The 25621-nt window shown below is 70.1% G+C and carries 27 protein-coding genes and 2 pseudogenes; 8 read left to right on the forward strand and 21 right to left on the reverse strand.

Annotated features, from left to right (window positions below):
* Positions 1 to 83: 83 nt before the first annotated feature.
* The 4 genes from AB0N14_RS05515 to AB0N14_RS05530 form a co-directional block, all read right to left on the reverse strand.
* Positions 84 to 944 (reverse strand): glycoside hydrolase family protein, encoded by an 861-nt coding sequence (locus AB0N14_RS05515; protein ID WP_366024408.1) that lies wholly within the window; start codon positions 942 to 944, stop codon positions 84 to 86.
* Between the two features lie 2 nt (positions 945 to 946).
* The gene (locus tag AB0N14_RS05520; protein ID WP_366024409.1) at positions 947 to 1753 is read right to left on the reverse strand and encodes a thaumatin family protein; all 807 of its coding nucleotides are present in this window, start codon (positions 1751 to 1753) and stop codon (positions 947 to 949) included.
* Between the two features lie 46 nt (positions 1754 to 1799).
* Positions 1800 to 2537 carry a chitinase gene (locus tag AB0N14_RS05525; protein WP_366024410.1) on the reverse strand — a complete coding sequence of 246 codons (738 nt, stop codon included), beginning with the start codon at positions 2535 to 2537 and terminating at the stop codon, positions 1800 to 1802.
* 368 nt (positions 2538 to 2905) lie between these two features.
* Positions 2906 to 3526 carry an ABATE domain-containing protein gene (locus tag AB0N14_RS05530; RefSeq protein ID WP_366024411.1) on the reverse strand — a complete coding sequence of 207 codons (621 nt, stop codon included), beginning with the start codon at positions 3524 to 3526 and terminating at the stop codon, positions 2906 to 2908.
* 21 nt (positions 3527 to 3547) lie between these two features.
* On the opposite strand from AB0N14_RS05530, the gene AB0N14_RS05535 reads away from it, so the two are divergent.
* On the forward strand, positions 3548 to 4006 hold the full coding sequence (locus AB0N14_RS05535) for a VOC family protein (RefSeq protein WP_366024412.1): 459 nt from the start codon (positions 3548 to 3550) through the stop codon (positions 4004 to 4006).
* Here AB0N14_RS05535 and AB0N14_RS05540 read toward each other — a convergent pair.
* From AB0N14_RS05540 to AB0N14_RS05555, 4 genes are all read right to left on the reverse strand, one after another.
* Complete coding sequence (locus tag AB0N14_RS05540; protein ID WP_366024413.1) at positions 4003 to 5004, reverse strand: glycosyltransferase family A protein; 1002 nt, start codon at positions 5002 to 5004, stop codon at positions 4003 to 4005. The two genes, AB0N14_RS05535 and AB0N14_RS05540, sit on opposite strands and share 4 nt — an antisense overlap.
* Before the next feature lie 137 nt (positions 5005 to 5141).
* On the reverse strand, positions 5142 to 5540 hold the full coding sequence (locus AB0N14_RS05545) for a hypothetical protein (RefSeq protein WP_366024414.1): 399 nt from the start codon (positions 5538 to 5540) through the stop codon (positions 5142 to 5144).
* Between the two features lie 148 nt (positions 5541 to 5688).
* Entirely contained in the window at positions 5689 to 8088 is a 2400-nt protein-coding gene (locus tag AB0N14_RS05550; protein WP_366024415.1) for a glycosyltransferase, read from the reverse strand.
* A 164-nt stretch (positions 8089 to 8252) separates the two neighbouring features.
* Entirely contained in the window at positions 8253 to 9635 is a 1383-nt protein-coding gene (locus AB0N14_RS05555) for a glycine--tRNA ligase (protein ID WP_366024416.1), read from the reverse strand.
* 161 nt (positions 9636 to 9796) lie between these two features.
* Here AB0N14_RS05555 and AB0N14_RS05560 point away from each other — a divergent pair, with 161 nt between their 5' ends.
* From AB0N14_RS05560 to AB0N14_RS05575, 4 genes are all read left to right on the forward strand, one after another.
* Positions 9797 to 10756, forward strand: coding sequence for a metal ABC transporter substrate-binding protein (locus AB0N14_RS05560; protein ID WP_366024417.1), 960 nt, complete (start codon positions 9797 to 9799; stop codon positions 10754 to 10756).
* A 26-nt stretch (positions 10757 to 10782) separates the two neighbouring features.
* Positions 10783 to 11550 (forward strand): metal ABC transporter ATP-binding protein, encoded by a 768-nt coding sequence (locus tag AB0N14_RS05565; RefSeq protein ID WP_366024604.1) that lies wholly within the window; start codon positions 10783 to 10785, stop codon positions 11548 to 11550.
* A complete protein-coding gene (locus AB0N14_RS05570) occupies positions 11550 to 12452 on the forward strand; it encodes a metal ABC transporter permease (RefSeq protein WP_366024418.1) in 903 nt (300 codons plus the stop codon). Before AB0N14_RS05565 ends, AB0N14_RS05570 begins: the two co-directional genes overlap by 1 nt.
* Positions 12453 to 12635: 183 nt before the next feature.
* Entirely contained in the window at positions 12636 to 13052 is a 417-nt protein-coding gene (locus tag AB0N14_RS05575) for a transcriptional repressor (protein ID WP_366024419.1), read from the forward strand.
* 7 nt (positions 13053 to 13059) lie between these two features.
* On the opposite strand, the gene AB0N14_RS05580 is transcribed toward AB0N14_RS05575, so the two are convergent.
* The 5 genes from AB0N14_RS05580 to AB0N14_RS05600 form a co-directional block, all read right to left on the reverse strand.
* Positions 13060 to 13260 (reverse strand): hypothetical protein, encoded by a 201-nt coding sequence (locus AB0N14_RS05580; RefSeq protein ID WP_366024420.1) that lies wholly within the window; start codon positions 13258 to 13260, stop codon positions 13060 to 13062.
* A gap of 168 nt (positions 13261 to 13428) precedes the next feature.
* Positions 13429 to 14262 carry an isoprenyl transferase gene (locus AB0N14_RS05585; protein ID WP_366024421.1) on the reverse strand — a complete coding sequence of 278 codons (834 nt, stop codon included), beginning with the start codon at positions 14260 to 14262 and terminating at the stop codon, positions 13429 to 13431.
* Positions 14263 to 14355: 93 nt separating this feature from the next.
* Positions 14356 to 15102 carry a DNA repair protein RecO gene (gene recO / locus AB0N14_RS05590; RefSeq protein WP_200417284.1) on the reverse strand — a complete coding sequence of 249 codons (747 nt, stop codon included), beginning with the start codon at positions 15100 to 15102 and terminating at the stop codon, positions 14356 to 14358.
* Between the two features lie 44 nt (positions 15103 to 15146).
* Positions 15147 to 15368, reverse strand: a complete 222-nt coding sequence (locus AB0N14_RS05595; protein ID WP_366024422.1) for a hypothetical protein — start codon at positions 15366 to 15368, stop codon at positions 15147 to 15149.
* Positions 15365 to 15616 (reverse strand): hypothetical protein, encoded by a 252-nt coding sequence (locus tag AB0N14_RS05600; protein WP_366024423.1) that lies wholly within the window; start codon positions 15614 to 15616, stop codon positions 15365 to 15367. The genes AB0N14_RS05595 and AB0N14_RS05600 overlap by 4 nt, the downstream gene beginning before the upstream one ends.
* A gap of 116 nt (positions 15617 to 15732) precedes the next feature.
* Here AB0N14_RS05600 and AB0N14_RS05605 point away from each other — a divergent pair, with 116 nt between their 5' ends.
* Complete coding sequence (locus AB0N14_RS05605) at positions 15733 to 16434, forward strand: helix-turn-helix transcriptional regulator (protein ID WP_366024424.1); 702 nt, start codon at positions 15733 to 15735, stop codon at positions 16432 to 16434.
* On the opposite strand, the pseudogene AB0N14_RS05610 reads toward AB0N14_RS05605, so the two are convergent.
* A pseudogene (locus AB0N14_RS05610) lies at positions 16400 to 16498 on the reverse strand (tautomerase family protein); the annotation flags it as partial. The gene AB0N14_RS05605 and the pseudogene AB0N14_RS05610 overlap by 35 nt on opposite strands.
* Positions 16499 to 16622: 124 nt before the next feature.
* On the opposite strand from AB0N14_RS05610, the gene AB0N14_RS05615 reads away from it, so the two are divergent.
* The gene (locus AB0N14_RS05615) at positions 16623 to 17528 is read left to right on the forward strand and encodes a helix-turn-helix transcriptional regulator (RefSeq protein ID WP_366024425.1); all 906 of its coding nucleotides are present in this window, start codon (positions 16623 to 16625) and stop codon (positions 17526 to 17528) included.
* Between the two features lie 15 nt (positions 17529 to 17543).
* On the opposite strand, the gene AB0N14_RS05620 is transcribed toward AB0N14_RS05615, so the two are convergent.
* The 6 genes from AB0N14_RS05620 to AB0N14_RS05645 all read right to left on the reverse strand — a co-directional run bounded on the left by AB0N14_RS05620 (position 17544) and on the right by AB0N14_RS05645 (position 24170).
* Positions 17544 to 18545: a DUF6879 family protein gene (locus AB0N14_RS05620; RefSeq protein ID WP_366024426.1), complete on the reverse strand. Its 1002-nt coding sequence runs from the start codon at positions 18543 to 18545 to the stop codon at positions 17544 to 17546.
* Between the two features lie 40 nt (positions 18546 to 18585).
* Positions 18586 to 19554, reverse strand: coding sequence for an SCO2521 family protein (locus tag AB0N14_RS05625; RefSeq protein ID WP_366024427.1), 969 nt, complete (start codon positions 19552 to 19554; stop codon positions 18586 to 18588).
* Position 19555: 1 nt separating this feature from the next.
* Positions 19556 to 20539, reverse strand: a complete 984-nt coding sequence (locus tag AB0N14_RS05630; protein WP_366024428.1) for an SCO2522 family protein — start codon at positions 20537 to 20539, stop codon at positions 19556 to 19558.
* On the reverse strand, positions 20536 to 21453 hold the full coding sequence (locus tag AB0N14_RS05635) for an SCO2523 family variant P-loop protein (protein WP_366024605.1): 918 nt from the start codon (positions 21451 to 21453) through the stop codon (positions 20536 to 20538). Before AB0N14_RS05635 ends, AB0N14_RS05630 begins: the two co-directional genes overlap by 4 nt.
* A 2-nt stretch (positions 21454 to 21455) precedes the next feature.
* Positions 21456 to 23294 (reverse strand): SCO2524 family protein, encoded by a 1839-nt coding sequence (locus tag AB0N14_RS05640; protein ID WP_366024429.1) that lies wholly within the window; start codon positions 23292 to 23294, stop codon positions 21456 to 21458.
* A 72-nt stretch (positions 23295 to 23366) separates the two neighbouring features.
* A complete protein-coding gene (locus tag AB0N14_RS05645) occupies positions 23367 to 24170 on the reverse strand; it encodes an SCO2525 family SAM-dependent methyltransferase (protein ID WP_366024430.1) in 804 nt (267 codons plus the stop codon).
* 263 nt (positions 24171 to 24433) lie between these two features.
* On the opposite strand from AB0N14_RS05645, the gene AB0N14_RS05650 reads away from it, so the two are divergent.
* Positions 24434 to 24967 (forward strand): GNAT family N-acetyltransferase, encoded by a 534-nt coding sequence (locus tag AB0N14_RS05650; protein WP_366024431.1) that lies wholly within the window; start codon positions 24434 to 24436, stop codon positions 24965 to 24967.
* Here AB0N14_RS05650 and AB0N14_RS05655 read toward each other — a convergent pair.
* A pseudogene (locus AB0N14_RS05655) lies at positions 24948 to 25426 on the reverse strand (protein phosphatase). The gene AB0N14_RS05650 and the pseudogene AB0N14_RS05655 sit on opposite strands and share 20 nt — an antisense overlap.
* Positions 25427 to 25621: the final 195 nt, after the last annotated feature.

Genomic DNA, 25621 nt, shown 5'->3' on the forward strand with positions numbered 1-25621 from the left:
CTCTCGAAACGTCGTCGCATGGATGACGGACGGAAGGAGGGAAGGAGGGAGGGAAGGCCGGGGATGCCACCCCGGGACCGGGCTCAGCCCGCCGCCCGGTACGCGGCACCCGCCTGGGTGGCGGTGGTGCCGTTGTAGAGACCGGTGCCGTCGCCGCGGCTGGTCGAGAGCGTGAACCACGCGTACCGTTCGACGTACGACAGCCCTTGGAGCAAGTCGGTCGACTGCTTGACGAACGCCGCCTGCTGGGCCTGCGTCGGATACTTCGGCGTACTGGACGAGAAGTCGGTCAGCGCGTACTCGGTGACCCAGATCGGCTTGTTGTAGCGCTCGTGGACGCTCTGGACGTACGTCCAGAACTGGCCGACCGCGTTCGCCGTGTCGAAGTCGGCGCCGTACCAGTGCAGCGGGATGAAGTCGACCCGGTAGCCGCGCGCGGCGGCGCCCTGCAGGAACCGGTCGAGCCAGCCGCCGGCGACGTTCGCGCCGGTCGCCACCGCGGGCGCGCCGAGCCTGAGGCCGGTCGACTGCAGCCGCGGCCACAGATCGAGCGCCTGCTGCACGGTCATGTCGGCCTGTCCCGCCATGTCCGGTTCGTTGAACGCGAGCAGCGTGCTGCCCTGTTGCTTCGCCTGGTTGAGCTCCGCGTCCGTGACCGAGCCCGGCCCCCAGATCATGGGGACGAACTCCACGCCCGCGGGCGCCGTGATCTGCTGTCGGCCCGAGGACCAGGTGTAGAACCAGCCGACCTTGGAGTCGGCGAGGTCCTGGGTGACCCCGGTGAAGTTCCAGGCGCTGACACCCCTCTTCTTCACGGCGGCGGCCGTCGTGTCCGACGCGGCCGTCGCGGTGGCCGCGTCCGCCCGGCCGTCGACGGCGAGTGCGGCCGGCAGTGCGAGCAGCCCGGCGACGACACTTCTTCTGCGCAGGGCGTCCGACGGCATGCTCACGCTCCCTTGTGGAAATCGACGGTGAAGCCGTTGCACCGGCTGCACTGCTGCATCACCTGGTTGCCGGGCTCCTGGTCCTGCTTCGACCAGCCGTACGCCCGCGGGCAGTTGGTGGCGATCATGTCGCTGTAGGTGGTCCTGGCGTCCCGGTTCGGGTTGGTGCACAGCATGGGCGTCCCGTCCGCCCACCGGGTCAGATCGGCTGCCGGGCACTTCGGCAGCAGGTCCTGGGAGCAGCCCTGGGTGGCGCAGCCGCCGCCGCTTCCGGTCACGTTCACGGGAGTGATGGTGATCGGCACGGAGAACGCGTTGACGTAGCTGACGTCGTACCAGGGAGCCAGACCGTCGGCGCTGTCGAAGTTGAACTCCGCGAGGCTCACGGGCTGTTCGGTCCTGTTGGTGTCGCACTTCTGGGCGTACACCCCGCAGTCGCCGAGTTGGCAGTGGAAGGTGCTGCCCGGGGTGCCGCTGCACCCCATGCGGGCGAAGAACTTGCCGCGCCAGTGGCCGGGCGCCGCCGTTTCGGGGATCGTCGCGGTCGCCGACTGGCCGGGATCCAGGATCGGCAGCCCGGTCAGGGGTTGGGAGCCGTCGGCGTTGACGGTGCTTCCGATCCAGATCCTGCGTCCGGTGTGGTTGACGAACGTGACGGTGTGATTGATTGCGGCTGCGGCGGGCACCACCCGGTGGGGTGCGGCGGCCGTAGTCGCCTTCGCCTGGTCCGGCGCGGGCGTCCGGTGCGGTGCCACGGCCACCAGCAGGGCGGCGGCCAGGGCGGCCGCGGTGGTCAGGATTCTGCGCACAACTCCTCCGTCGGATGAGTCATGAAGAGCAGCACGGAGCTGGGGTTCAGCAGGCCACCTTGGCGCCCGGGGTCACGCCGAGGATCTGCGCGAACTGCCGGTAGAGGTTGACCCGGTCCTGCATCTCGGCGGGGTTGCGGCCGTTGCATTCGACGGCGCCGTTGATGCTGCGGATGGTCTCGCCGAACCCTGCCCCGGAGACCATCGCCTGGTGGGGCGTCATCGTCGCCGGACCGGTCTGGGTGTTCCAGTACCACAGCGCGGTCTTCCAGGAGACCTGGCCGTCGGTCGCCACCAGGTCCGGCTTGTGCAGCAGGTCGATCCCCAACGCGTCCCCGGCTGCCTTGTAGTTGAAGTTCCAGCTGAGCTGGAGCGGGCCGCGCCCGTAGTAGGCCGCCTGCCCGGCCGGGCAGCCGTAAGGGCGGCCCGTGTCGCAGTACGTCGGCCAGTTGGCGGTGTTCTGCTCCTTGATGTAGCGCAGACCGCCGGTCTCGTGGCTGACGTTGGCCAGGAAGGCCGCCGCCTCCAGCTTCCGGTCCCGGTCGTTTCCGGTGTGGGCGAAGGCGGGGTAGGCGCCCGTCGCGTTGGCCAGGGCGTCGTAGGTGTAGAAGGCGTTCTTGTTCGGGAACATCTGCAGGAACTGGGCCGCGGTCACGACGAAGTCGGCCGCGGCCGGCCGCGCCGGCGCACCGGCGGTGGACGCGGTGGCGGCCGAGACGGGCAGGACGACCGCCGAGACGGCGGCCGCCGCGGTGGCGGCCACGAGGGCACGTCGAATGAGCATGGTGTCTCTCCTGAGGGACGGGGGGTGGCTCAGGTGAGGACCGGCAATGTTGTCATGACAGGGATTGTTGAGCGCATGACAATCGTCCTCGCAGGCCTCCTGAGAGCGCTCACAGGATCTGGCGGCTCCCCATGACAGTCATCCGGCAGGGACCTGTCAATGGTCCGGACCACCTGCCCGCGTCTTTCCGGACATCCTGTGGTCCCGCCACCGCTGGCGGGCTCCGCGTGCAACGCCACTTGTCGACGCCGGTCGCGCGGCGCACGCGGTTCCGCGTGGGCGGGCAGCGCGGTCCGACCACGCGGATCACCGGAGGTGCGGACGTCCGACCCTTGACCGAATCCGGCCTTCTGCCCCCGTGAAGAGCGTCACGCCTCCTCGGCCCTGCGCGCCCGCAGCGTGCGGACCTTGTGCAGGTTGCCGCAGTGTTCCATCGAGCACCAGCGGCGGCGGCCCGGACGGGAGGTGTCGACGTACACCAACTGGCAGTCCTCGGCGGCGCACATGCGGATGCGATCCGCCAAGGGGCCGGTGAGCAGGTCCACGGCGTCCCGGGCCACCGTGGACAGCAGTTGGGTTCCACGGCCGGGCTCGGCCCAGGCGCGCGCGCCGTCCGCGTCGATCGCCGGGACGAGGGGCGGCCGCGCGGCGGCCTCGTTGAGGAGGCGTACGTCGCCGGAAGCGCCCGACGACGCCCATTCCGTCCGCGCGAGAACGATCCGCCACAGTGCGTCACGCACCCTCCGCGCCGCGGCCAGGTCCTCGTCCGTGATCTCCAGGGCCGGCGTCGGCGCCAGCCGGGACCGCCGCGCCCACGCGGCCAGGTCGGCGGGCTCGTGCAGCACCTCGTAACGCCGGAAGGCCCCCGGACCGCCGGTCGGCAGCAGCTCGAGGCTCAACGCGCCCGCGTCGAAGCGGTATTCGGCCCCGGTGCGGGACCGCAGCACGAGCCCGGGCATACCGGCCCGACCTCTGGACGACGACTCCATGTAACCAATATAAGTGGTTACATGAGTGCAGCTCTGGACTGGAAACTGGTCGTCGACACGCATGACGCGCCCGTCCTGGCGGACTTCTGGGCGGCGGCGCTGGGGTACGAGGTGGAGGACAACAGCGCACTGATCAACGGTCTGCTGACGGCGGGTCAGCTCCCGGAGGGGGCGGTCGCGGAGCACGACGGCACGCGGATCTTCCGGGGTTTCGCCGCCATCCGACACCCGGACGACCCGTACGACAAGGAGACGGGCATCGGCCGGGGCCGCCGTATCCTCTTCCAGGACGTCCCCGAGCCGAAATCCGCCAAGAACCGCCTCCACCTCGACGTGCACGCCGGCCCGGACGCCCGGGACGCGACGGTCGCCCGCCTGGAGGCCCTGGGCGCGCGTCGCGTCGAGGAGGTGGACAAGGGCCCGGCCGGGCACTGGTGGGTCATGCGGGACCCGGAGGGCAACGAGTTCTGCGTGGCCTAGCGGACGGCGGAAGCCGTCGCGGCGGGGCCGCTCTCCCGGGTGGGCGGGGCGGCGGGGTCGCTCTCCCGGGTGGGTGCGGCGGTGGCGCCGGTGTGCGCGGCCAGCGCCTTCTCCAGGCGGCGGATGTGGTAGTACTGCACCCGCGTGGTGCGCTGCAGGGCCATGACCGCGCCGAGGAACTGATCCATCTCGGCGGCCCGGGTGAGGATGTCGTCGGGGACGTTCTCGTCCCGCAGGCACGCTTCCGCATCCTGACCGAGTACGGCCTGCGCCCAGCCACGCGTGATCGGCTTGAACAGGCTCGGGTGGTTGACCACGATCCGCGCCCGGATGGCGAGGTCGTTCTCGGCGGCTTCCAGATGCAGTCCGGTGTCCTTGTTGCGCGCCCCGAACAGCGGCTCGTGGATGTGGTGGGCGTCGAAGCCGTGCTCGACGCAGCCGATCCAGAAGTCCCAGTCCTCCCCCGCCCGCATGCTCTCGTCGTACCCGCCCACGGCCTGCCAGGCCTCACGGCGGTACAGCGAGCAGTAGAACATGATCAGCCGCTGGAGCATCAGTTCTCGGCTGTACGCGGGCAGGGGCATCGCCTGCGGGGGCAGGTCGTCGTCGGTGAAGGTGAAGACGTCCGTCGACGCGATGGTGATGCCGGGGTCGCCGTCCAGGACCGCGACGGTCTTCTCCAGCATCGTGGACGCGATCACGTCGTCGGCGTCCAGCGGGAGGATGTAGCGGCCTGCGGCCGCCTCGATCCCGGTGTTGCGCGCGGCGGAGACTCCGGCGTTGGCCTGCTGGAGCAGCCGGATGCGCCGGTCGGGGTGGCGGGCGATCAGGCCCTTTGCCACCTCGACGGTGTCGTCGGTGCTGCCGTCGTCGACGATGACGAGTTCCCAGTCGCGGAACGTCTGGGCGAGGACGCTGGATACCGCCTCGGGCAGATAGCGGGCGTAGTCGTGGCAGGGGATGACCACCGAGACCACAGGGTCGGAACCGTGGGGCATGAGCCGTCTTTCGCTCGGAACGGAAGGGGAGGGAAGAGGATCCGGACCACGGGTGGCAGGCCTCCGCGATGCCGGGCGCGGGCGCCCCCCCCGGCCCTGAGTCAGGGCCACGTCGCAGCGGACCCGCCGATCACCTGCTAGCCGATGCGAAGGCTGGGCGCGTAGTCGCGGTCGGCGTAGTCGGAGTAGTTGCCGGAGCCGTGGTGACCGTGGTGGTGACCGTAGTCACAGATGGTCAGATTGGACATCGACGGGCAGCAGTGGCTGTAGTCACTGATGACGACGTTGGCCATGGATGGGCAGCAGTGGCTGTAGTCACTGATGGTGACATTGGCCAGGTTCTTGCAGGGGCGCTCCGCCCCCGGTATGAGGGTGGCGTCGCCGCTCATCGGCTGCCCTTGGTGCGCGTACGGGGCCGACGCCGTCAGGGTGTCCTGGCCGAGAGCAGAGGCGTAGGCGGCCTCCGCGGTGTTGAGCAGTCCGGCGGTTGCCAGTGCGGCCGGGAGGGCCAGCGAGGACATGACACGAGCTTTCACGGTGGTGCCTTCCTGTCAGGGAAGCTGCCCCGGCATGCCGACGGCCTTCACGGCAGGGGCAGCAGCGTCACCGTAGGATTTGCATACATAGCGTGGCAAAATGATTACGCTGGGCGAGTGGCGGGGGCGAGTAGCGCCACCGTGCCGCTCAGGACGGGGACAGGGCCGCGGTGTCCGCCGGATCGGGGGCATGGTGCGGATGCAGGACTTCCAGGTCGGGCAGCGCCCAGCAGGCGGTGCCCATGTCCCGGGCCATCGCGGCCAGGCCCTCGGTCTCGATGAGGTACTGGTACGGGAAGGACGGGAAGTTCAGGCCGTCACGGTGCAGGTCGGCGCGCACGAGCAGTACGGTGCCGCCGACCGAGTCGACGCGGATGAGCCCCTTCCCGCGCAAGGCGTCGAGGTAGATCCGGCCGAAGCCCTTGGGCGGCTGCAGAATGCCGTCGCGAAGCCACTGGGACCAGTTGAGCGTGCGGGCGCCGGGGTGGAGCACGAAGGTGTTGAGGTCGAACGTGGGACCACCGGCCGTGCCGGCACAGTGCGGAACGACGATGTCCTTGCGCGCTCCGAGCAGGCGCTGGACGAGGTCGGCCGGGTAGCCGGTGACGTCGACGTCGAGCCACAGCACCCACTCCTCGTCGGTGAGGGCTCGGGAGAGCAGATGGTTACGGGCCTTGGCCAGGACCGACCGGCGTCGGCGCTGGACACCGGGCTCCCAACGAGGGCCGGTCAACTGGAGCCCGAAGTCCCGGTGCACCAGGGTGACCCGGCGGTACTCGGCCTCCAGGCCGGGCAGGGCCTGGCGCAGAAGTTCCGGCGTGGCGTCCGTGCTGTCGCCCTCCAGCAACCCCAGGGAGATCGCCTCGCGCGGGTAGTCGAGGGAGCGAAGCCCCTCCAGATAGCCGGGCAGGAACGCGGCCGCGTCCTTGACGGGGGTGAGCACCAGAACCCGGGGCCGCTCACTCGCCGGACCCGGGGCGGGCTCGACGTCCGCCCGCGGCCGTCGCTCGGACGCCCGGGCGGCGGGATGGGTCTCGGCGTGGACGATGTCCTCCGGCTCGATCGGCAGCCGGTCCGCCATGGCCAGCAACCGCTCGGCGTAGGCACCGGGTTCGGCCCAGATCTCGGTCGCGACCTCGAAGTGCTCGGCGAAGTGGGACTCGTCGAACGTGTTGCCGCCGTGACAGACGTATGTGTACAGCTCCGGTGCGTCGACCGATACGACCCGGCCGGTGCGGACCAGCTCTTCCGCCACGGGTGTATCTTCGCCCCGGCGCAGCGCCGGATAGCGCGGCATCCGGTCCTTTGCGCAGATCATCGACCCTTCCCAGACCCGCGCGCAGGAGATCGCCAGCTTGTGGCGAGCGGCCCACCACAGCCGTTCACGGGCGAGGAAGCAGGCATCGGCGCCGAGTGCGAGGATCGCCGCCATCTGCGTCTCGACCCGCTCCGGGTCGTACAGGTCGTCGTCGTCCCACTGGCATACGTACGCTCCGGTCGCCCGGTCCACCGCCTCGTTGCGCAGTTCACCGAGCGGCCGGCCCTCAGGGGGGAGCCGGTGATGGCGGATCCGCGGGTCGCCCAGCTCGCGGATGTGCTGCTCGAGACCGTCGTCCGTGCCGTCCTCCACGACGACCAGTTCCAGGTCCGGGTACGTCTGCGTACGGAAGCACGTGATCGCGCGGCGGGCCGTCGACGAGCGGTCCTTGGTCACCATCAGGCAGGACACCGTCGGCGTGGGCGCGCCCGAGGCCCAGCGACGGCGCTGCGCGTCAAGGCTGAGCAGGCCTTCGGCGAGCGGGTGCATCCCCTGGCTGGTCCAGAACGGGAACCGCTTGCCGGCCGAGGTCCGCGGCGTTGCGGGGACGGCGGGCGTCCAGCTGCCGGACCAGTGGTGCACGGCGTACGCATGCTCGTAGTTCGCCTCCTGAGGGCCGAACAGCTCTGCCGCGTAAGGGCTCACCTCGGGATACAGGACTTCCGGCCCGAGGACCGTGACCGAGGCGGGCTGCGGGGCGCTGTCGACGGCCCTGGTGAGGAAGAAGGGGCCTGTGGCGTCCAGAGCACCGGGCGCCCGGTGCGCGCCGACCAGTTGCCGGTGCACGTGGGCCCAGAAGGGGTGGCCCGGACGGGACGCGATGAACGCGTTGCCGACGATGCGGCGCAATCCGCGTTGGCGGGCCAGCAGCAGCCGTGTGTGCGCCTCGGGTTCGCACCCGAGGACGAGTTCACGTCCGTCCAGGAGGGTGTCGACCGGCTTCAGGCACTCGAAGTCCATGTCCACGTAGAGCCCGCCGAAATGATCGAGCAGGAAGTAGCGGATCGCGTCGGCCCGCATGATCGCTTCGGGGTAGCCGTCGTACACCGGCAGGAACCAGGGATAGTGCTCCTGGAGGAAGGCGCGGTTGTCCGCGTCGGTCCACAGCCGGTATCCCCAGCCGGGGTGATGCAGACGCCAGGAATCGATCCACTTCCGCCATTTCTGAGGTACGTCGGCGTCTTTCCAGGTCTGATGGATCAGGGTGGGAATCTTCTCCGGTGTCCGCATAGATGCAGCATGAAGATCCTTTTTGCTTCCGAGCGGCTCCGGCAGGACCTGTCGACCGCACATTCACCCGGGCGGCACCCCAAGAATCCGAACAAAAGACGCCGGGCGGGCTGGAGACCCTCCAGCCCGCCCGGCGTTCTCGTCCCGCGTCGAGCGCCCAGCGCCTAGCAGCCCAGGAGCCGCCCGGCCAGGTACCCCTCGATCTGGTCGAGAGACACCCGCTCCTGCTTCATGGAGTCACGCTCACGCACCGTCACCGCGTTGTCCTCCAGCGTGTCGAAGTCCACCGTCACGCAGTACGGCGTACCGATCTCGTCCTGGCGGCGGTAGCGGCGGCCGATCGCGCCCGCGTCGTCGAACTCGATGTTCCAGTGCTTCCGCAGCGCCTGCGCGAGGCCCTTCGCCTTCGGCGACAGCTCCGGGTTCCGGGACAGCGGCAGCACCGCGACCTTCACGGGAGCCAGGCGGTGGTCGAGGCGCAGCACCGTGCGCTTCTCCATCTTGCCCTTGGCGTTGGGCGCCTCGTCCTCGACGTACGCGTCGAGCAGGAACGCCAGCATGGTGCGCCCGACACCCGCCGCGGGCTCGATGACGAACGGCGTCCAGCGCTCGCCGGCCTCCTGGTCGAAGTAGGAGAGGTCCTGGCCGGAGGCCTTGGAGTGCGCCGACAGATCGTAGTCCGTGCGGTTCGCGACGCCCTCCAGCTCGCCCCACTCCGAGCCGCCGAACTGGAAGCGGTACTCAATGTCTGCGGTGCGCTTGGAGTAGTGGGAGAGTTTCTCCTTCGGGTGCTCGTACCAGCGCATGTTCTCCTCACGCAGGCCGAGACCCGTGTACCAGTTCCAGCGCTCCTGCATCCAGTACTCGTGCCACTTCTCGTCCTCGCCCGGCTTGACGAAGAACTCCATCTCCATCTGCTCGAACTCGCGGGTGCGGAAGATGAAGTTGCCCGGCGTGATCTCGTTGCGGAACGACTTGCCCATCTGCGCGATGCCGAACGGCGGCTTGCGGCGCGAGGTCTGCTGGACCTGGAGGAAGTTGGTGAAGATGCCCTGCGCGGTCTCGGGGCGCAGGTACGCGATGGAGCCGCTGTCCTGCGTCGGGCCGAGGTGGGTGGAGAGCAGACCCGAGAACTGCTTCGGCTCGGTGAACTGGCCCTTGTTGCCGCAGTTGGGGCAGTTGATGTCCGCGAGGCCGCTCGCAGGGAGGCGGCCGTGCTTGGCCTCGTACGCCTCCTCCAGGTGGTCGGCACGGAAGCGCTTGTGACAGGAGGTGCACTCGGTGAGCGGGTCGGTGAAGGTGGCGACGTGACCGGAGGCCACCCAGACCTCGGTCGCCAGGATCACCGACGAGTCGATACCGACGACGTCCTCGCGCGACGTCACCATGTAGCGCCACCACTGGCGCTTGATGTTCTCCTTGAGCTCGACACCCAGCGGTCCGTAGTCCCAGGCGGCACGCTGACCACCGTAGATCTCGCTGCAGGGGAATACGAAGCCACGGCGCTTGCTCAGGCTGACGATGGTGTCGATCTTGTCGGCGGCCACGGTGCTCTCTTCATTACGACGACGGGCGACGAAGCGAGACGCTTCAAAGCGAATGCTTCAGGGTACCGGCGGTGGCTCCCCCTCAATCAAATCGGTGCCGTCCACAAGCCCACACCAGAACTTGTTGACAACGGTTTCCATGTTTGATGAAAATGACTGTCATGAACGTACGACGACGCCTCATACCCGGGACCGCGGTCGCGGCGGCCACCGCCCTCGGGCTCGGAGCCCTCTCCGCCTGCTCCTCCTCCAGTGCCGCAGCGGGCGACAGCGGCAAGTTCGACGTCGTGGCGTCGTTCTACCCGCTGGCCTTCCTCGCCGAGCAGATCGGCGGGTCGTACGTCCACGTCACCAGTCTGACCCAGCCCGGCCAGGAGCCGCACGACCTGGAGATCAGCGCCAAGCAGACCGCGCAGCTCCAGGAGTCCGACGCGGTCCTCTACCTCAAGGGCCTGCAGCCCTCCGTCGACGACGCGGTGGCCCAGTCCGAGATCAGGACCAAGGTCGACGCCTCCTCCCTGACCTCCCTGGAGAAGCACGGCAACGAGGTCGGCGGGCACGCGGCCGCCCACGACACCCACCAGGGCGAGGAGGCCGGCGCCGAGGACCCCCACATCTGGCTCGACCCGGTGCGCTACGCCCAGGTCGCAGGCGGCGTCGGCGCCGCCTTCGAGAAGGCGGACCCGAAGCACGCGGACACCTACAAGAAGAACACCGACGCGCTGGTCAAGAAACTCGACGACCTGAACACCCAGTACGCGGACGGACTGAGGAACACGAAGACCAAGGTCTTCCTCACCACACACGCCGCCTTCGGCTACCTCGCCGAGCGCTACGGCCTCACCGAGGAGGCCATCAACGGTCTGGACCCCGAGTCCGAGCCCAGCGCCGCCCGCGTCCGCGACCTCGAGAAGACGGCCAAGGCCGACGGCGTCTCCACGGTCTTCTACGAGACGCTCGTCAGCGACAAGACCGCGAAGACCATCGCGAAGGACGCGAACCTCAAGACGGACGTCCTCGACCCGATCGAGGGCATCACTCCGAAGTCCCGCGGCCGCGACTACTTCCAGGTCATGGAGTCCAACCTCAAGGCCCTGCAGACCGCCCTGGGCACCAAGTGATCGCTACGGAGGACGCCATGGACGCGATGGGCGAGCCCGTCATATCGATGCGGGGCGTACGGGCCGACCTGGGCTCGCGCCCCGTCCTGCGCGGCATCGACCTCACCGTCCGCCGCGGTGAGGTCGTCGCGCTGCTCGGGGCGAACGGCTCGGGCAAGTCGACCGCCGTGCGCAGCGTCATCGGCCAGGTGCCGGTGAACGCCGGGGAGATCGCACTCTTCGGCACCCCGCGACGCGACTTCCGCGACTGGCGGCGCGTCGGGTACGTGCCGCAGCGCACCACCGCCGCGGGCGGTGTGCCCGCCACGGTGACCGAGGTGGTCTCCTCGGGCCGCCTGTCCCGGGCGCGCTTCGGCATCCTGCGCAAGGCCGACCACGAGGCCGTACGCCACGCCCTGGACCTCGTCGGCATGGCGGACCGGGCCAAGGACTCCGTGGGCGCCCTGTCCGGCGGCCAGCACCAGCGCGTGCTCATCGCCCGCGCGCTCGCCTCCGAGCCCGAACTGCTGATCATGGACGAGCCGATGGCGGGCGTCGACCTGGCGAGCCAGGAGGTGCTCGCGCAGACGCTCAGGAACCAGGTGGCCTCCGGCGCCACCGTCCTGCTGGTGCTGCACGAACTGGGCCCCCTGGAGCCCCTGATCGACCGGGCGGTCGTCCTGCGCGACGGCTGCGTACTGCACGACGGCCCGCCCCCGAAGGCCGTGGGCCAGCACGCCCTGCCCGGCCACGACCACGTCCACCCGCACGACGCCGCGGGCACCGAACCGATCCGCACGGGACTGCTGAGCTGATGGACTTCCTGAACTACGCCTTCATGCAGCGGGCCCTGCTCGCCGCCGTCCTGGTCGGCATCACGGCCCCCGCCGTCGGCATCTACCTCGTCCAGCGCCGCCAGGCCCTGATGGGCGACGGCATCGGCCACGTGGCGATGACGGGCGTCGGCCTCGGCTTCCTCCTGTCCACCTCACCGGTGTGGATGGCGACGGCCGTCTCCGTCCTCGGCTCGGTCCTCATGGAACTGATCCGCTGGTACGGGAGGACACGTGGCGACATCGCGCTCGCGATGCTCTTCTACGGCGGTATGGCCGGCGGCGTGATGTTCATCAACCTCGCGCCGGGCGGCTCCAACGCGAACCTGACGTCATACCTGTTCGGCTCGTTGTCCACCGTCTCGCAGTCCGACGTGGTGGCGATCTGCCTGCTCGCGGCCTTCGTCGTCCTGGTCACCCTCGGCCTGCGCCGCCAGCTCTTCGCGGTCAGCCAGGACGAGGAGTTCGCCCGGGTGACGGGCCTGCCGGTGCGCGCCCTGAACCTGCTGACGGCCGTCACGGCGGCCGTGACGGTGACCGTCGCGATGCGGGTGGTCGGTCTCCTCCTGGTCTCCGCGCTGATGGTGGTCCCGGTGGCGGCCGCGCAGCAGCTCGGCCGCAGCTTCGCGGCGACCTTCGCGATCGCGGTCGCCATCGGCGTCACCGTCACCCTCGGCGGCACGATCACGTCGTACTACCAGGACGTGCCGCCCGGCGCGACGATCGTGCTGCTGACCATCGCCGCGTTCATCGCGCTCACCGCCCTCGCCACTCCGCTGGCCCGGCGACGCGCGCGGGCGCTCGCCGCCGCGCAGCCCTCCGGGGACCCCGCAGAGTGCGCGATTCCGGCCACTCGGGGGACCGGCGACGAGGTCGGAGTCTGACCGCGCACAGGCCGGGCTGGCACAATGGCCCGGCAGGGCACAGACGTGAGGCGCGGAGAGCCGAAGGGGCGCGCCGGTGTTGAGATCGTGGCTCGCGGAGGCCCGAAGGGCTGAGCACGGTCACGGTCCCGCACCGGCTCGGAGCGCCCGCAGGCGAACGAGCCGTCAAGAAGGAGGCAACCGGTGACCACCGCAGGACCGCCCGTGAAGGGCCGCGCCACCCGGCAGCGTGCCGCTGTCGCGGCGGCCCTCGACGAGGTCGACGAGTTCCGCAGCGCGCAGGAGCTCCACGACATGCTCAAGCACAAGGGCGACTCGGTGGGCCTGACGACGGTCTACCGCACCCTGCAGTCGCTCGCCGACGCCGGCGAGGTCGACGTCCTGCGCACCTCCGACGGCGAGTCCGTCTACCGCCGCTGCTCGACCGGCGAACACCACCACCACCTGGTCTGCCGCGTCTGCGGCAAGGCCGTCGAAGTCGAGGGCCCGGCGGTGGAGAAGTGGGCGGAGGCGATCGCGGCAGAGCACGGCTTCGTCAACGTCGCCCACACGGTGGAGATCTTCGGCACGTGCGCGGAGTGCGCGGCGGCCGGGGACTGAGCGGGGCTCAGACGCGGGGCAGGTGGCGGTCCAGCAGGGCGCGCAGCCGGTCCACGTCCTCCGGGGTGCGCGCGCCCCGCTTGAGGAGCACCGCCGCGCAGTACCCGGCACGGTCGGGGCTGCGCAGGACGAAGCAGCGGCCGACTCGGCGTAGCTGCCGTAGTTGGCCCATGCCAGGCGTACGTCGGCGTGGGCGCTCGTCGTCCACACGCCCGCCTCCCCGACGGTCACCCGCATCAGACCGTGGTGCTGGTTCGCCCTCAGCAGTCCGCGGGCCGTCATGTGGGGCGCGCGGAACATCAGCAGCGCCCATTCCCCGTTTCTTCGGTGGCGAGCCGTGATCGTAACCGCGGGGCCGGACAGCCGGCCCCGGGGCCTACTCCTGCCTGCCCTCCATCGCCAGCAGCTCCTCGTTCGGGATCGCGCCGCCGAAGCGGCGGTCGCGGGAGGCGTACTCGAGGCACGCCCGCCACAGGTCGCGCCGGTCGAAGTCCGGCCACAGCACGTCCTGGAAGACCATCTCCGCGTAGGCGCTCTGCCACAGCAGGTAGTTGGAGGTGCGCTGCTCGCCGCTCGGGCGCAGGAACAGGTCGACATCCGGCATGTCCGGGTAGTACAGGTGCTTGGCGACCGTCTTCTCGTTGACCTTCGACGGGTCGAGCCGGCCGGCCTTGACCTCCTCCGCGATGGCCTGCACCGCGTCCGCGATCTCCGCGCGGCCGCCGTAGTTCATGCAGAAGTACAGCGTGAGCCGGTCATTGCCCTTGGTCTGTTCCTGGGCGACCTGGAGCTCCTTGGCGACGGACTTCCACAGCCGGGGCATACGGCCCACCCAGCGCACCCGCACGCCGAGTTCGTCGAGCTGGTCGCGGGTCTTGCGGATGAAGTCGCGGTTGAAGTTCATGAGGAAGCGCACCTCCTCGGGCGAGCGCTTCCAGTTCTCGGTGGAGAAGGCGTAGAGGGAGATACTCCCCACACCCATCTCGATCGCGCCCTGCAGGACGTCCAGCACCCGCTCGGCACCGACCTTGTGCCCCTCGGTGCGCGGCAGCCCGCGCTGCTTGGCCCACCGCCCGTTTCCGTCCATGACGATCGCCACGTGGTTCGGGACCAGCTCCCCGGGGAGCTTCGGAGGCCGCGCGCCGGACGGGTGCGGCTCCGGCGTCCTGTACTCCCGGCGCTGGCGGCCCAGAAACCCGCGTACGGCCATGTGCTTCTCGCTCCTCGGTTCTTCGATCTGTTCGCTCTGTCGCTGTATCGCTGTGTCGGTCTGCCGCTCTGACAGCTGTGACGCCGCGTCGCTCTACTGTTCCACGTACCGGAGCGAGCGCAGCCCCCGCTCCAGGTGCCAGTGCAGATACGCCGACACCAGGCCGCTGCCCTCCCGGACGTACCGCGCCTCGCACGCGTCCGCGGTCTCCCAGTCTCCCGTCAGCAGCGCGCCGAGCAGTTCCAGGGCCTGCGGCGAGGGTACGACGCTGCCGGGCACCCGGCAGTCGGCGCACACGGACCCGCCCGAGGCGACCGAGAAGAAGCGGTTCGGCCCGGGCATGCCGCACTTGGCGCAGTCGCCGAAGCTGGGCGCGTACCCGTTGACGGCGAGGGAGCGCAGCAGGAAGGCGTCCAGGACGAGGTGCGGCGCGTGCTCACCACGGGCGAGCGTCCTCAGGCCCCCGACCAGCAGCAGATACTGCTGGACGGCCGGCTCCCCCTCATGGTCCGTGAACCGCTCGGCCGTCTCCAGCATGGCGGTCCCGGCGGTGTACCGGGCGTAGTCGGTGACGATCCCACCACCGTAGGGGGCGATGGTCTCGCTCTGCGTGCACAGCGGCAGCCCCCGCCCGACCAGTTCGCTCCCGCGCGCGAAGAACTGCACGTCCACGTGCGAGAACGGCTCCAGCCTGGCCCCGAACTTCGACTTCGTCCGGCGCACCCCGCGGGCCACGGCGCGTACACGTCCGTGACCCCGCGTGAGCAGCGTGATGATCCGGTCCGCCTCACCCAGCTTCTGGGTGCGCAGCACGATGCCGTCGTCGCGGAACAGACTCATGGGGTCCATTCTCGCCTACGGCGGGCCCGCCTCGGGCCGGGTCCTCAAGGGACCTCACCGCGGCTGCGTGCGTTGGCGTACGCGGTGGCGGCCCGCAGGCGCTCGGCCGGCGTCGCGGGGCGCACGGCCTCCGGTTCGACGTCCCACTCCTTGCCCCCGCCGTACGGTCTGAGCTGTACGTAGGGGCCCTCGTGCCCCATGACGACGCCCACCCTCCCGGTGCGGGTGTCGACGGCGCACGACCCGATCGGCGGCTTCTTCTTCATCGCGCCTCCGCCGCCGGCCGCGCCCGCAGGGCCGCCGCCAGCCGGGCGGCGACATCGACGGAACAGCCGCCCAATTCCACCAGTGGACAGGGCGTCTCCCGTGCCAGACTTGCCGGGTCGAGCCGGAGCGACGGCAATGTGATTCCGACGCTCGCGAGCGCAGCCCGCAATTCCTTCACTGTCTCCTCCGCCTCTTCGGCGCGGTGCGCCGAGTCTCGTCCCCCGAGTGATACCTGTACTGCAGTCACCGTGCTCCCCTTCCCCGTGCAATTTCACGCTTCGCATCTCCATGGTGACGCTCTGCATCTACACTCGACAGGTGTCTGTGCCCTACAAGTGCGGGGCAGCAGCGACGGGTTGAGCCATGGCCAACGGTGCGCGGCAGGCGGCGTGGGAGTTCTTCGGCGCCGAGCTGAAACGGCGACGGGAGAACGCGGGATTCACCCAGGCGGCGCTGGGCGCGCGTGTTTTCGTCTCGGGCGGCTACATCGGCCAATTCGAACAGGCGATTCGCAGACCTCAGTTGGACGTGGCACAGCGGATCGACGAGGTCCTGCAAACCGAGGGCTTTTTCGAGCGCACGTGGCGAAAGCTCATTGATGACGCGAGGTATGCGGATTATTTCGCGGAGGTGGTGGAGCTCGAGCGGACGGCCACGAAGATCCGCGAGTTCGCGCCTACGTTGGTGCCGGGGTTGTTGCAGACGGCCGAGTACGCAAGCGCGGTAACTCTGGCCAACAACCCGTTCGCCGCCACCGAGTACGTGGAGGAGACGGTGGCCGCACGGCTGGAGCGGGCACGCATCCTGACCGACGCTACAAGGCCCGAGTATTGGGTCGTGCAGCACGAGAACGTGCTGCGCATCGCGGTGGGCGGCCCGGCGGCGATGGCCGAGCAGTTGAAGCACGTGGCGGGGATGGCGCGGGAGCGGAGGGCGCTGGTGCAGGTGCTGCCGTACGCGCAGGGGGCACACACCGCCATGAGCGGGATGCTCCAGCTGATGGAGTTCGACGACGCGCCGCCAACTGCCTATACATCTCGACGCACAGCTCGGTGGTGCGGGTGACGATCTTCTCCTTCTGCTCCTCGTCTAGGGTTCCGGCGATGACCTTGAAGTTGGCGAACGGCACGACGGCTCTCCTTTCTTCGCTGGTGTTGACGTGCCTCCAGCCTGGGCCCGGCCTGCGACCCGTGCCACGGCTCTGCTCACCCTGGGGTCGCCGTCCCCTGGCTCGGCCCTTCGCGGTGGGGACCATGAAACGCGTGAACCACTCCGCACTCGCCGCTTTCCTGAAGTCCCGGCGCGACCGGATCCGCCCCTCCGGCGTGGGCCTGCCGCACGGCCCTCGGCGCCGGGTGCCCGGGCTGCGGCGCGAGGAGGTCGCCCAGCTGGCGGGGCTGTCCGCCGACTACTACACGGAGCTGGAACGCGGACGCGGCGCGCAGCCCTCGGTCCAGGTGCTGGCGGCCCTGGCCCGGGCGCTACGGCTGAACGGCGACGAGCGCGACCATCTGTTCCACCTCGCGCACCGCCCGGTCCCTCCGGCGGCGCAGGGCCCGACCGCGCACGTCCAGCCCGGCCTGCTCGGTCTGCTGGACCGGCTCACCACGACTCCCGCCCAGGTCATCACGGACGTGCACGAGACTCTCGTACAGAATCCCCTTGCCGTCGCGCTCCTCGGCCCTGCCCCGGTGGTGCGCGGCCCGGAGGCGAGTTTCGTGTACCGCTGGTTCACCGATCCGGACGCCCGCGGGATCTACCCCGCCGAGGACCACCCGCACCACTCCCGTGTCTTCGTCGCCGACCTCCAGGCGGTCGCCGCCCGGCGCGCCGACGACACCGAGGTGACCCGGCTGGTGGCCACGCTGCGCCGGCGCAGTCCGGAGTTCTCCGGTCTCTGGGACACCCACGACGTCGCGTTGCGCCGCACCGACCACAAGCGGATCGTCCACCCCGCCCTCGGCGTCATCGAACTGGACTGCCACAGCCTGTTCAGCGAGGACGGCCGCCAGCGCCTGCTGTGGTTCTCCGCGCCGCCCGGCACCGAGGGCGCCGCCCAACTGGAACTGCTCTCGGTGATCGGCACCCATGACCTGTCCCCAGAGCGGGCCGGCAGAGCAGGGCCGCCCGGAGAGGACCGTGGACGCCGCAGCGGGTGACGTGCGGCGTACCGCTCAGCCGGACGCGGCGGTCGGTGCGGGCAGGGGGTCGGGCCCGGCGGGCTCGGTCGCCTCCCACAGGACGTTGAACCGCTTCATGCGCTCCTGGACGTGTTCGGGTGTCATCTTCAGGAGCGTCTTGGCCGGTACGACGTCCACGTCCGGCTCTATCTCGTAGCAGAGCTGCCCGTCGAAGACGATGAAGTCGTTCGTGAGCGTGAGACGGGCGCGCTGCGGCAGTTCCGAGCGGACCGCGATGCGTGCGTCGATGCCGAGGTCCCGCTGGCTGCGGCAGAGGTCCTCCAGTTCCTCGGTGCGTTCGAGCGGATTCTTCACGAGGAACAGCCGCCGCACGCGCACTCCCCGCTTCACGGCCTCTTCCTGTGCCTTCAGGTAGCGGTTGGCGGGCTCACTGGTCCAGAAGTCACGGTCCACCGGGGTGCTGGTGGCCTCGAGGGTGCCGGCGCAGCACGCGGTGAGGGCGATCAGCCAGTCGTGCTCCTCGCCCGGGCAGTCGGTGCTGCCACGGCTGAGGCTCTCCATCGTGGACGCGAGCTGGGCGATCCGGTCCTGGGCGAAGTCCTTCACCAGCTGTGACTCCTGGCGGCCCACATGTGTGTAGGCGCGGGCCAGCCGGGCCACGCCGTCGGACCGCAGCACCGAGCGGTCCACCTCGCTGAACAGCTCGGTGGCCTCACTGATCCGGATGAAGGCCCCCTCGACCTCCCTGCGCATCTCCAGGTGGTACTTGTCCAGGCCCTGCTCCATCGAGTTCAGCCGCTGCTCGAAGTCCACGAGGTACTGGATGATCAGTGCCGCGCCGCCGAGGACGACGGACACGGTCAGCTGCCACACCCCGTTCTTGTCCTGGTTCAGGACGTTGGTCAGGAAGTAGGTGGCACCGGCCACCACCGCCGTGACCAGTGTCTTCCGTAACAGGTTCGGCGAGTGCTGCCCCTCCTCGCTCCTCGACGCCCTGCGTGCTTCCCCTGATGACGCTCCTGACGCTCCGGTCATGTCGGTCTCCCCCGTCCCGATTGTCGGTTCGTGCCGCCCCTCAGCGTGTGCTCAGCGCCTCGTGCAGCAACGGAATGGCCTGGACGGCCAGTTGGTCGCGGATGCGCTGGACCAGGGTCTGCCACTGACGGGTGAACCCCGGCTCCCGTTCCAGCACGTCCCACAGGTGACCCAGGGTGCGGTCCACGTGTGCGCGCGGCATCCACAGATGCAGCAGGTGATCGACGGCCGGGCGCAGCGCGAGGACGGCCGAGGGGCCGTCCGCCGCACCGAGCCGGCTGCTGTCCAGCATGTGCACGACGGTCGTCAGCAGCCAGTCGTGCAGGGCGAGGTCCTCGCACAGGCCGGCGGCCGCGGCGGCCGGGACGTCCTCCGGAAGCCTCAGTTCCACGGTGCGCAGCCCGTGTTCGGCGAGGGTGAAGCGCTGAAGCGACGGCCCCTCGCCCTCGGGGGCGCGCCGCGCGACCCAGCGCAGATGGGTGCGCCGGGACTTGAAGGGTGCCTTGTGGTCGAGCAGCGGGTGGCGCAGCAGTTGGGCGAGCAGGCCCTCGGCGATCATTCCGAGGTCGAGTTCGCCGCGTGCGCCGCCGCGCAGGACGCCTTCGGCGGCGGCCTGTTCGGGGAGCTTCCCGAAGGGTTCGACCAGGCCGGGCCTGACGAGGTAGTGGCCCCAGGGGCGGCGCGTGTCGGGGCCGGCGGACGGGGCGCTGAAGTAGGCGGTGGCCTGCAGGACGCGGCCCTCGGTGAGCGCGGCGCGGGCGGCCACCGTGCCGACGGCGCGTACCTTGGCGCCGTTGGAGGTGGGCAGCCGGCAGTCCACGCCGGTGAGGACGTCCGGGGACAGCGCGTACAGGTTGGGCCGCTCGGAGACCCGGACGTGTTCGTCGGCTCGCAGCCTCAGCAGCTGGGCGGCGGCCCGGCCGTCCAGTGCGTGGAAGGACGGCAGCAGACAGGTCCGCACCTCACCACAGGCGAGCACCGGACGCGCCGACTGTCCCCCGGCCGGCATCTCAGCTCCCCTCGGCGGTCAAGGCGCCGGCGGGCTCCTCGTAGAAGACGTACGTGGCGCGCTGCGCGACCGCGTCAGGCACCGCCGCGCCCTCGCGGGCGGAACGCTCGGCGACCTGCTCGAGCGCGCCCGAGTCGACGTCTATCTGGTCGAGGATCAGCCGTACGGCGTCCTCGACGGCGAGGAAGCGGTTGGGCATCAGGGTGCAGGTGCGGTACGCGCTGAACGGCGCCGCCGTCGGGTTGAGCTGGATCAGCGGCGGCAGCCGGTCCCACTCGTGGGGGAAGTCGCGGCCGTTCCAGGGGCGCGGTACGAGGACGGGTTCGCCGAGGTGGCGCAGCAGGCCGAGGCGGGCGAGCTGCCAGACGGCGGCGAGGTACGGGCAGGACCACAGCCGCTGTCCGTCCTTCTCGGACCACAGCTCGACGTCCATGAACACGGAGTGGTTGCGGGCGGCGGTCTCCTGGGGCGGCTGCCAGCCGGTGATCTCCCCCATGGCGCTGCGCGACCCGGGGCTGCGCTGCCCGTTGGCGAGCCAGCCGGTCTGGCTGACGGGCGGGCGGGAGCCGTAGCTGCCCGGGGGCGGTGACTCGACGAGGCGGTGCATCACGGCCTCGGCGAGCTCGATCTTGTCGGCGACGGCGCAGCCCGACTCGCGGGCCAGGTAGTCGATGACCAGGCCGGCCCGCTCGGCCTCCTCCAGCACCACGGGGACGAGTTCGGCGGGGGTGGAGAAGCGGGTGAAGTAGTCGTCGATGAGGAAGCAGGTGCTGATGCGGGGCCGCTTGCCGCCGGTGCGGCGGGCGGCGGCGGCCCGGGCGGCGTCCACCCAGACGCGCACCTCGGCGAAGTGCTCGCGCAGCCGCTCGGGCCCTGCCTCGAAGTCCTCCATGTAGAGGTGGCCGAGTTCGAGGGAGAGGTGGGCGAGCGGTACGGACTGGGTGCGGGGCTCTGCGGTGGTCTCGCGGAACACGGCTTCCGTCACGGCTGCTCCCAGTGCTTGTCGTCGGTCAGCCGGTTCGCCAGTTCGCTCAGTGCCTCCCAGGTCTCCCGGTTGGCGATCTGGCTGTCGAGGACGTCCTCGTCGGTGATGAGCTGCTCGCGCCACTGCAGGACGGGCTCCAGCGGCACCGAGCCCAGGACCTGGGTGTATCCGATGCCGAGGGTGGAGGACATCTGCTTCAGGTCGCGGTCGCAGGCGCGCATCCACGCCGACTGGGTCGCCGACACCTGCGACCACAGCGCGGACTCGGGGTCGGGTACGGCGGCCCGGACGAACCGGATGACGTTGCGCAGCGCCTCCTCGTCGTGGCCGCGGGCCACCCCGCCGGCGACGATGCCGCGCTTGCCGTAGACCAGGCTCGCCGCGGCCCCCACGTGCTGCCGGGTCCACCGGTGGAAGACCAGCCAGCGCGCCAGGACACCGCGCAGCTCGCGCTGGGAGGTGGCCTCCAGGGCCATGTCGACGGCGTAGCTGCGGCCGGCGCTGAGGTCGACGACGATGATGTCGAACTCGCCGTTGAGCCGCAGCAGGAGGTCGACGCAGCGGCGCAGAGTCTCGTCGGTGGTGGCGAACTCGCCGCCGCTGACGTCGCCGGGCATCAGCACCAGGCTGCCGGAGCCGGGGGGCCGGTTGCGCAGCACCGGGTGTTCGGTGTCGGCCCAGACGTCGATGCGGGCCGGTTCGCCGACCTCGCCGGTCAGGTAGGAGTGCAGGCCGCGGTCCTCGGCGGCCCGGCGGGCGTCGGGTACGTCGAAGACGGCCGCCGCGGTGGGCGAGCCGAAGTCGAAGTCCAGGTAGCAGACGTCGTCACCGGCCAGCGCCCGGTGGTAGGCGAGGTTGGCGCTGGTGACGGAGCGGCCCGTGCCTCCCTTGTCGGAGGCCGCGAAGACGAGCACGGTCACACCCCCTGGGCCGCGGCTTCCCGGGCCCGGGCGAGGGCGTCGAGCTGTCCGAGAACGTCGAGTGTCAACGAGCAGGCGGTGCCGGGTTGTTCGTCCACGAGCTTGCGGGCGCGGCGCAACTTGACCTCGATGCTCCTGAGTTCCATGCCTCGGTTGCCCTCGGAGGCCGGTGCGGGCTCCATCTGTTCGTTGCCGAGGAGGTGGGTGGACTCGCTCAGCAGCGCCCGCGCCAGGTCGGTGAGTTCGGCGCTGCGGATCGGCGGCTGCTTGTACATCTGGTGGACCTGGACCATCACTTCGGTGACGCGCTCGGTGATGCTCCAGGACACTTGCCCCTCGTAGGCCGGGGTCTCGGGGTAGGCGGCGTGGACGTTGTCCCACAGGCCGGTGCCCTCGCCGTCGCCGATCCGGCGCCGCCACAGGTGGTCGAAGATGTCCTCGGCGAGCCGGAGCAGCCGGTCGTGCGAGCCGAGGTTGCGGGACAGCGTGCACAGCTGGATGGTCCGCTTGAGCAGCTGCGCGGAGAAGTCGCTCATGATCCACTGCATGGGCGGTCCGACGCTCTCGCTGCCCTGCAGCGGCAGGGTGACGCCGGGGTGGTGCAGCCGGACCATGGGGTCGTCCTGGGTCATGCGGCTGGTGATACGGCCGCGTTCGGCGAGGCGTTCCATGACGCTGACGGTGCGGGTCAGGTCGTCGTCGGTGGCGCGGCGCCGCATCAGGTCGTGGACGAGGATGGCGGCGACGGAGAGGGAGAAGTACTCGGATTCGAGTTTCTGGCCGGTGGTGCGCCAGGGGATGTCCTCGAGGGGCCAGCGGTCGCCGCCGAAGCGCGCGATGCCGGACCAGAACTGCTGGGTGATCTCCCAGCGCAGTCGTAACGCCTCGGCGAGCCGCTGCTGTTCGGGGTTGAGCAGGCCGAGGGTGAGCGTGCGGTCGGAGAACAGGTCCTGGATACCGTCGAGGGCGACGACGGTGAAGTAGAGGTACGGCACCGGGTTGGCGACGCCCTGGGGCTGCGGCCCGATGGGTTCGGCGGTCTCGACCTCGGGCGCGTCCCTGACGATGCTCCAGCCCCAGCCGCATTCGAAGAGCTGGTTCGGGTCCTTGAGGCCTTCCTCGACGTCGACACCGAGGACGAAGCTCTCGACGACGGCGGCGCGCAGGGCCTCGAAGCGGTCCTGGAACCTGCGCAGCACGTGCCGCTGCGACAGCCGTCCCTGGCCGAGGAGTTCGCACAGGGTGCGCCCCTGGGAGGAGTCGATGTCGAAGACGTTGATGGTGAAGGAGCGCAGCAGGCTCACCATGGCCGCGGTGAGGCGGTTGCTGGTGGCGGCGCGCACTTCCTGGATGGTCTCCAGGATGTCGCCGCGCCGGGTCTTGGACTCGTAGATCTTGAGGAAGCCGAGGGTGGCCAGGCACAGGGTGATCGACATGGAGTACGAGTCGACGACTCCGAGGTCGCGCTGTTCCTGGGTGAGGTCGCGGTCCTCGTCCCCGGACACGAAGTAGTGGCCGCCTGCGAACGTGGGTCTCTTCTCGTCGGCGTGCCTGCGCATGAACTCGGCGGTGGCCGTGACGAGGTTCGCGGGGATCTCCAGGCGCCCGCCCGCCTTCTTCATCACCCTCTGGACGTCGTCCTGTGTGGTGTCCGGGTCGTCCAGGCGGAAGGCGGGGATCTCCGTGGCCGGGTACAGGATGCAGAGCAGGCGCTCCGCGTCGGCGACGCTGCTTTCCCCACCCCGTTTGCCCCAGGTCCACTCCCCGCCGTCGAACGAGTGGCGGGCGATCGCCTGCCAGATGTCCAGCAGATGCTGGCGTGGCTTGATCTGCATCCCATGCCCCTCACACAGGCCGCGCTGCCATCATTGGAGGACGTGCCGTCTTCTGTTGTGACGATGCGGTCCTCAAACGGCCGGAATATCGGACTCCGGAATGTCGGACTCCGAATTCCTCCAGCCGTAGGCGACGATCATTCCCGAATAGCCTTCACGCACGGCGGCCGAAGCCTTGAGACGCATGGTCTTGAACTCGCCCGCGAAAGGCACGAGACTCTCGTACACCTCCAACTCTCCCACGTCGCACGCCGGGAAGAAATGCTTGCCCGCGTGATACCCGGACGAATGTTCCATGAACGCGGCGGCGAAGGGCGCGCCGGGGGCGAGGGCGCGCAGGAAGCACTCGACGGCGCGGGCGAACTCCGCGTGCGAGGTGGTCATCGACTCCGCGACGAAGAACATGGTCCCCATGGACCAGCGGCCCTGGTGCCGCACCAGGTCGAAGAGGTTGCCCGACTGGACCCGGACCACGTCCCGGAACCTGGCGCGCGGGTCCAACTCCAGTGCGCCGTATGCCTCGTTCTTGCGCAGGAGGCCCCAGAACTGGTCCCAGTTCCCGTCGTAGGAGGCGACCTGGCTCTCGAGGTAGCGGACGTTCGACGGGGAGCGCTCGTAGAGGGTGATCTCCTCGCACCAGGGGAGCATGGCGAGCGCCGGGTAGAGGTTCGCGCCGGCCCCGACGTCGATGCCCGAAACGCCGGCGGTGTCACGTCCCTGGAAATGATCGCCGAAATGATCGCCCACGATCTGAAGGATCTCCGCGTCCTCCGCCTGCAGACCGCGGTAATTGTGCTCGACGTAGGCAATGGGGTCGAATGCGGCCCATGATACGTCCGCATTCAGCTGTACATCCCCCGGCGATCTGAAGGTCATTGGTCGAGCGTACCAATCGGAGGACCAGGCGGGATCCCCCTTGAGCCAACCGGGCGACGCAGTTGGGCCACTTGGGGCGCACCGGGGGCGCATCGGGGCGAATGACTTATTGGACCTGATCCCGCCTTGAACGGCCTGGATCGTCCCGCTCAAGATGGTCGGAAATCTGTCGAACATACCCGAACGGCAGACAGCGCGCGTCCCACTCGTACCACCCGTACGGATGGTCACCCGCGCTTGACTCCATTCCGCAGGGGGGCGGCATGACTGTGTTTCCAGAGGAACGTTTCCCTTCGCGTGGCGGGCCCACCGGACCGGCTCTGTTCCACGATCGGTCGTTCGTCGACCGCCCCCTGACGATGCGGGGGGTCACGGAGGACGACCTGCCCCGGCTGGTGCGGGTGGACAGGGAGGCGTTCCCCGACGAGCCGTATCCCTACTTCGTGCTGCGCCAGCTGTTCGACCTGCACGGGGACTGCCTGCTGGTGCTGGACGACGGGCAGAGCCTGCACGGGTACGTCCTGTACGTCACCACGCCCGACCGCTACCGGAGTTGGATCGTCAGCCTCGGTGTGACCCGTGACCAGCGGGGCCGTGGGCTCGGCCGGCGGCTGATGCTGGAGGTGCTGCGCCGGCTGCGGGCCGAGGAGGTGCGCGAGGTGCGGCTGACGGTGGAGCCGGCGAACGCGGCCGCGATCATGCTCTACCGGTCGCTGGGCTTCTCGTCCGACGAGGGGGTGCGCAAGGACTACTTCGGGGCCGGAGAGGACCGGCTCATCATGACGCTGGGACTGTGAAGCGCCGTACGTACCGCCGCTGCCAGGGCGTTTCCACGGCGTGCCGGTCGTAGTGGGCGCGCACGTAGGCCACGGCCCACTTCGGCGGTACGCCGTCCAGGACGGCGAGGCAGGCGAGCGCGGTGCCGGTACGGCCGCGTCCGCCGCCGCAGGCGACCTCGACGCGCCCGCGCGCGGCCCGCTCCCATGCCTCGGTCAGCAGCCGCCGGGCCTCGCCACGGCTGCTGGGCAGCCGGAAGTCGGGCCACCGCAGCCAGTCGGAGGCCCAGGGCACGTCCGGGGGCCGCTTGCCGAGCAGATACAGCCGTACGTGGGCGCGGGCCCGTGCGGCACGGGCCGCCCAAGGCCCCGCCCGCGCACCAGCCGCCCGGACGGCAGCCGCAGGACGCCGGGCGCCTCGGGGCCCCGGCCTTCGCCGTCGGCCCTGCCCGTGCCGTTGTCCGGTTCGGGATCGCTCATCGGTCCAGTGTCGGCCGGCGGGCCCGCGCGGGCGGGCCGTTTCGCGGGCGGCGGACGGGCGCGTCGGCGGCCGTCGGCCACCGCTCTCGCTGCCACCATCCTGGGGAGGGGGCGAGCCGCCCCCGAGCCGAACAGGTCGGCCGTCCCGGCCCTCCACGGCCACCGCCTTGGCCGGCGCACCGCCGGGAACAGGAA

Source organism: Streptomyces sp. NPDC051104 (genome assembly GCF_040682835.1).
Taxonomy (GTDB): Bacteria; Actinomycetota; Actinomycetes; order Streptomycetales; family Streptomycetaceae; genus Streptomyces; species Streptomyces cynarae.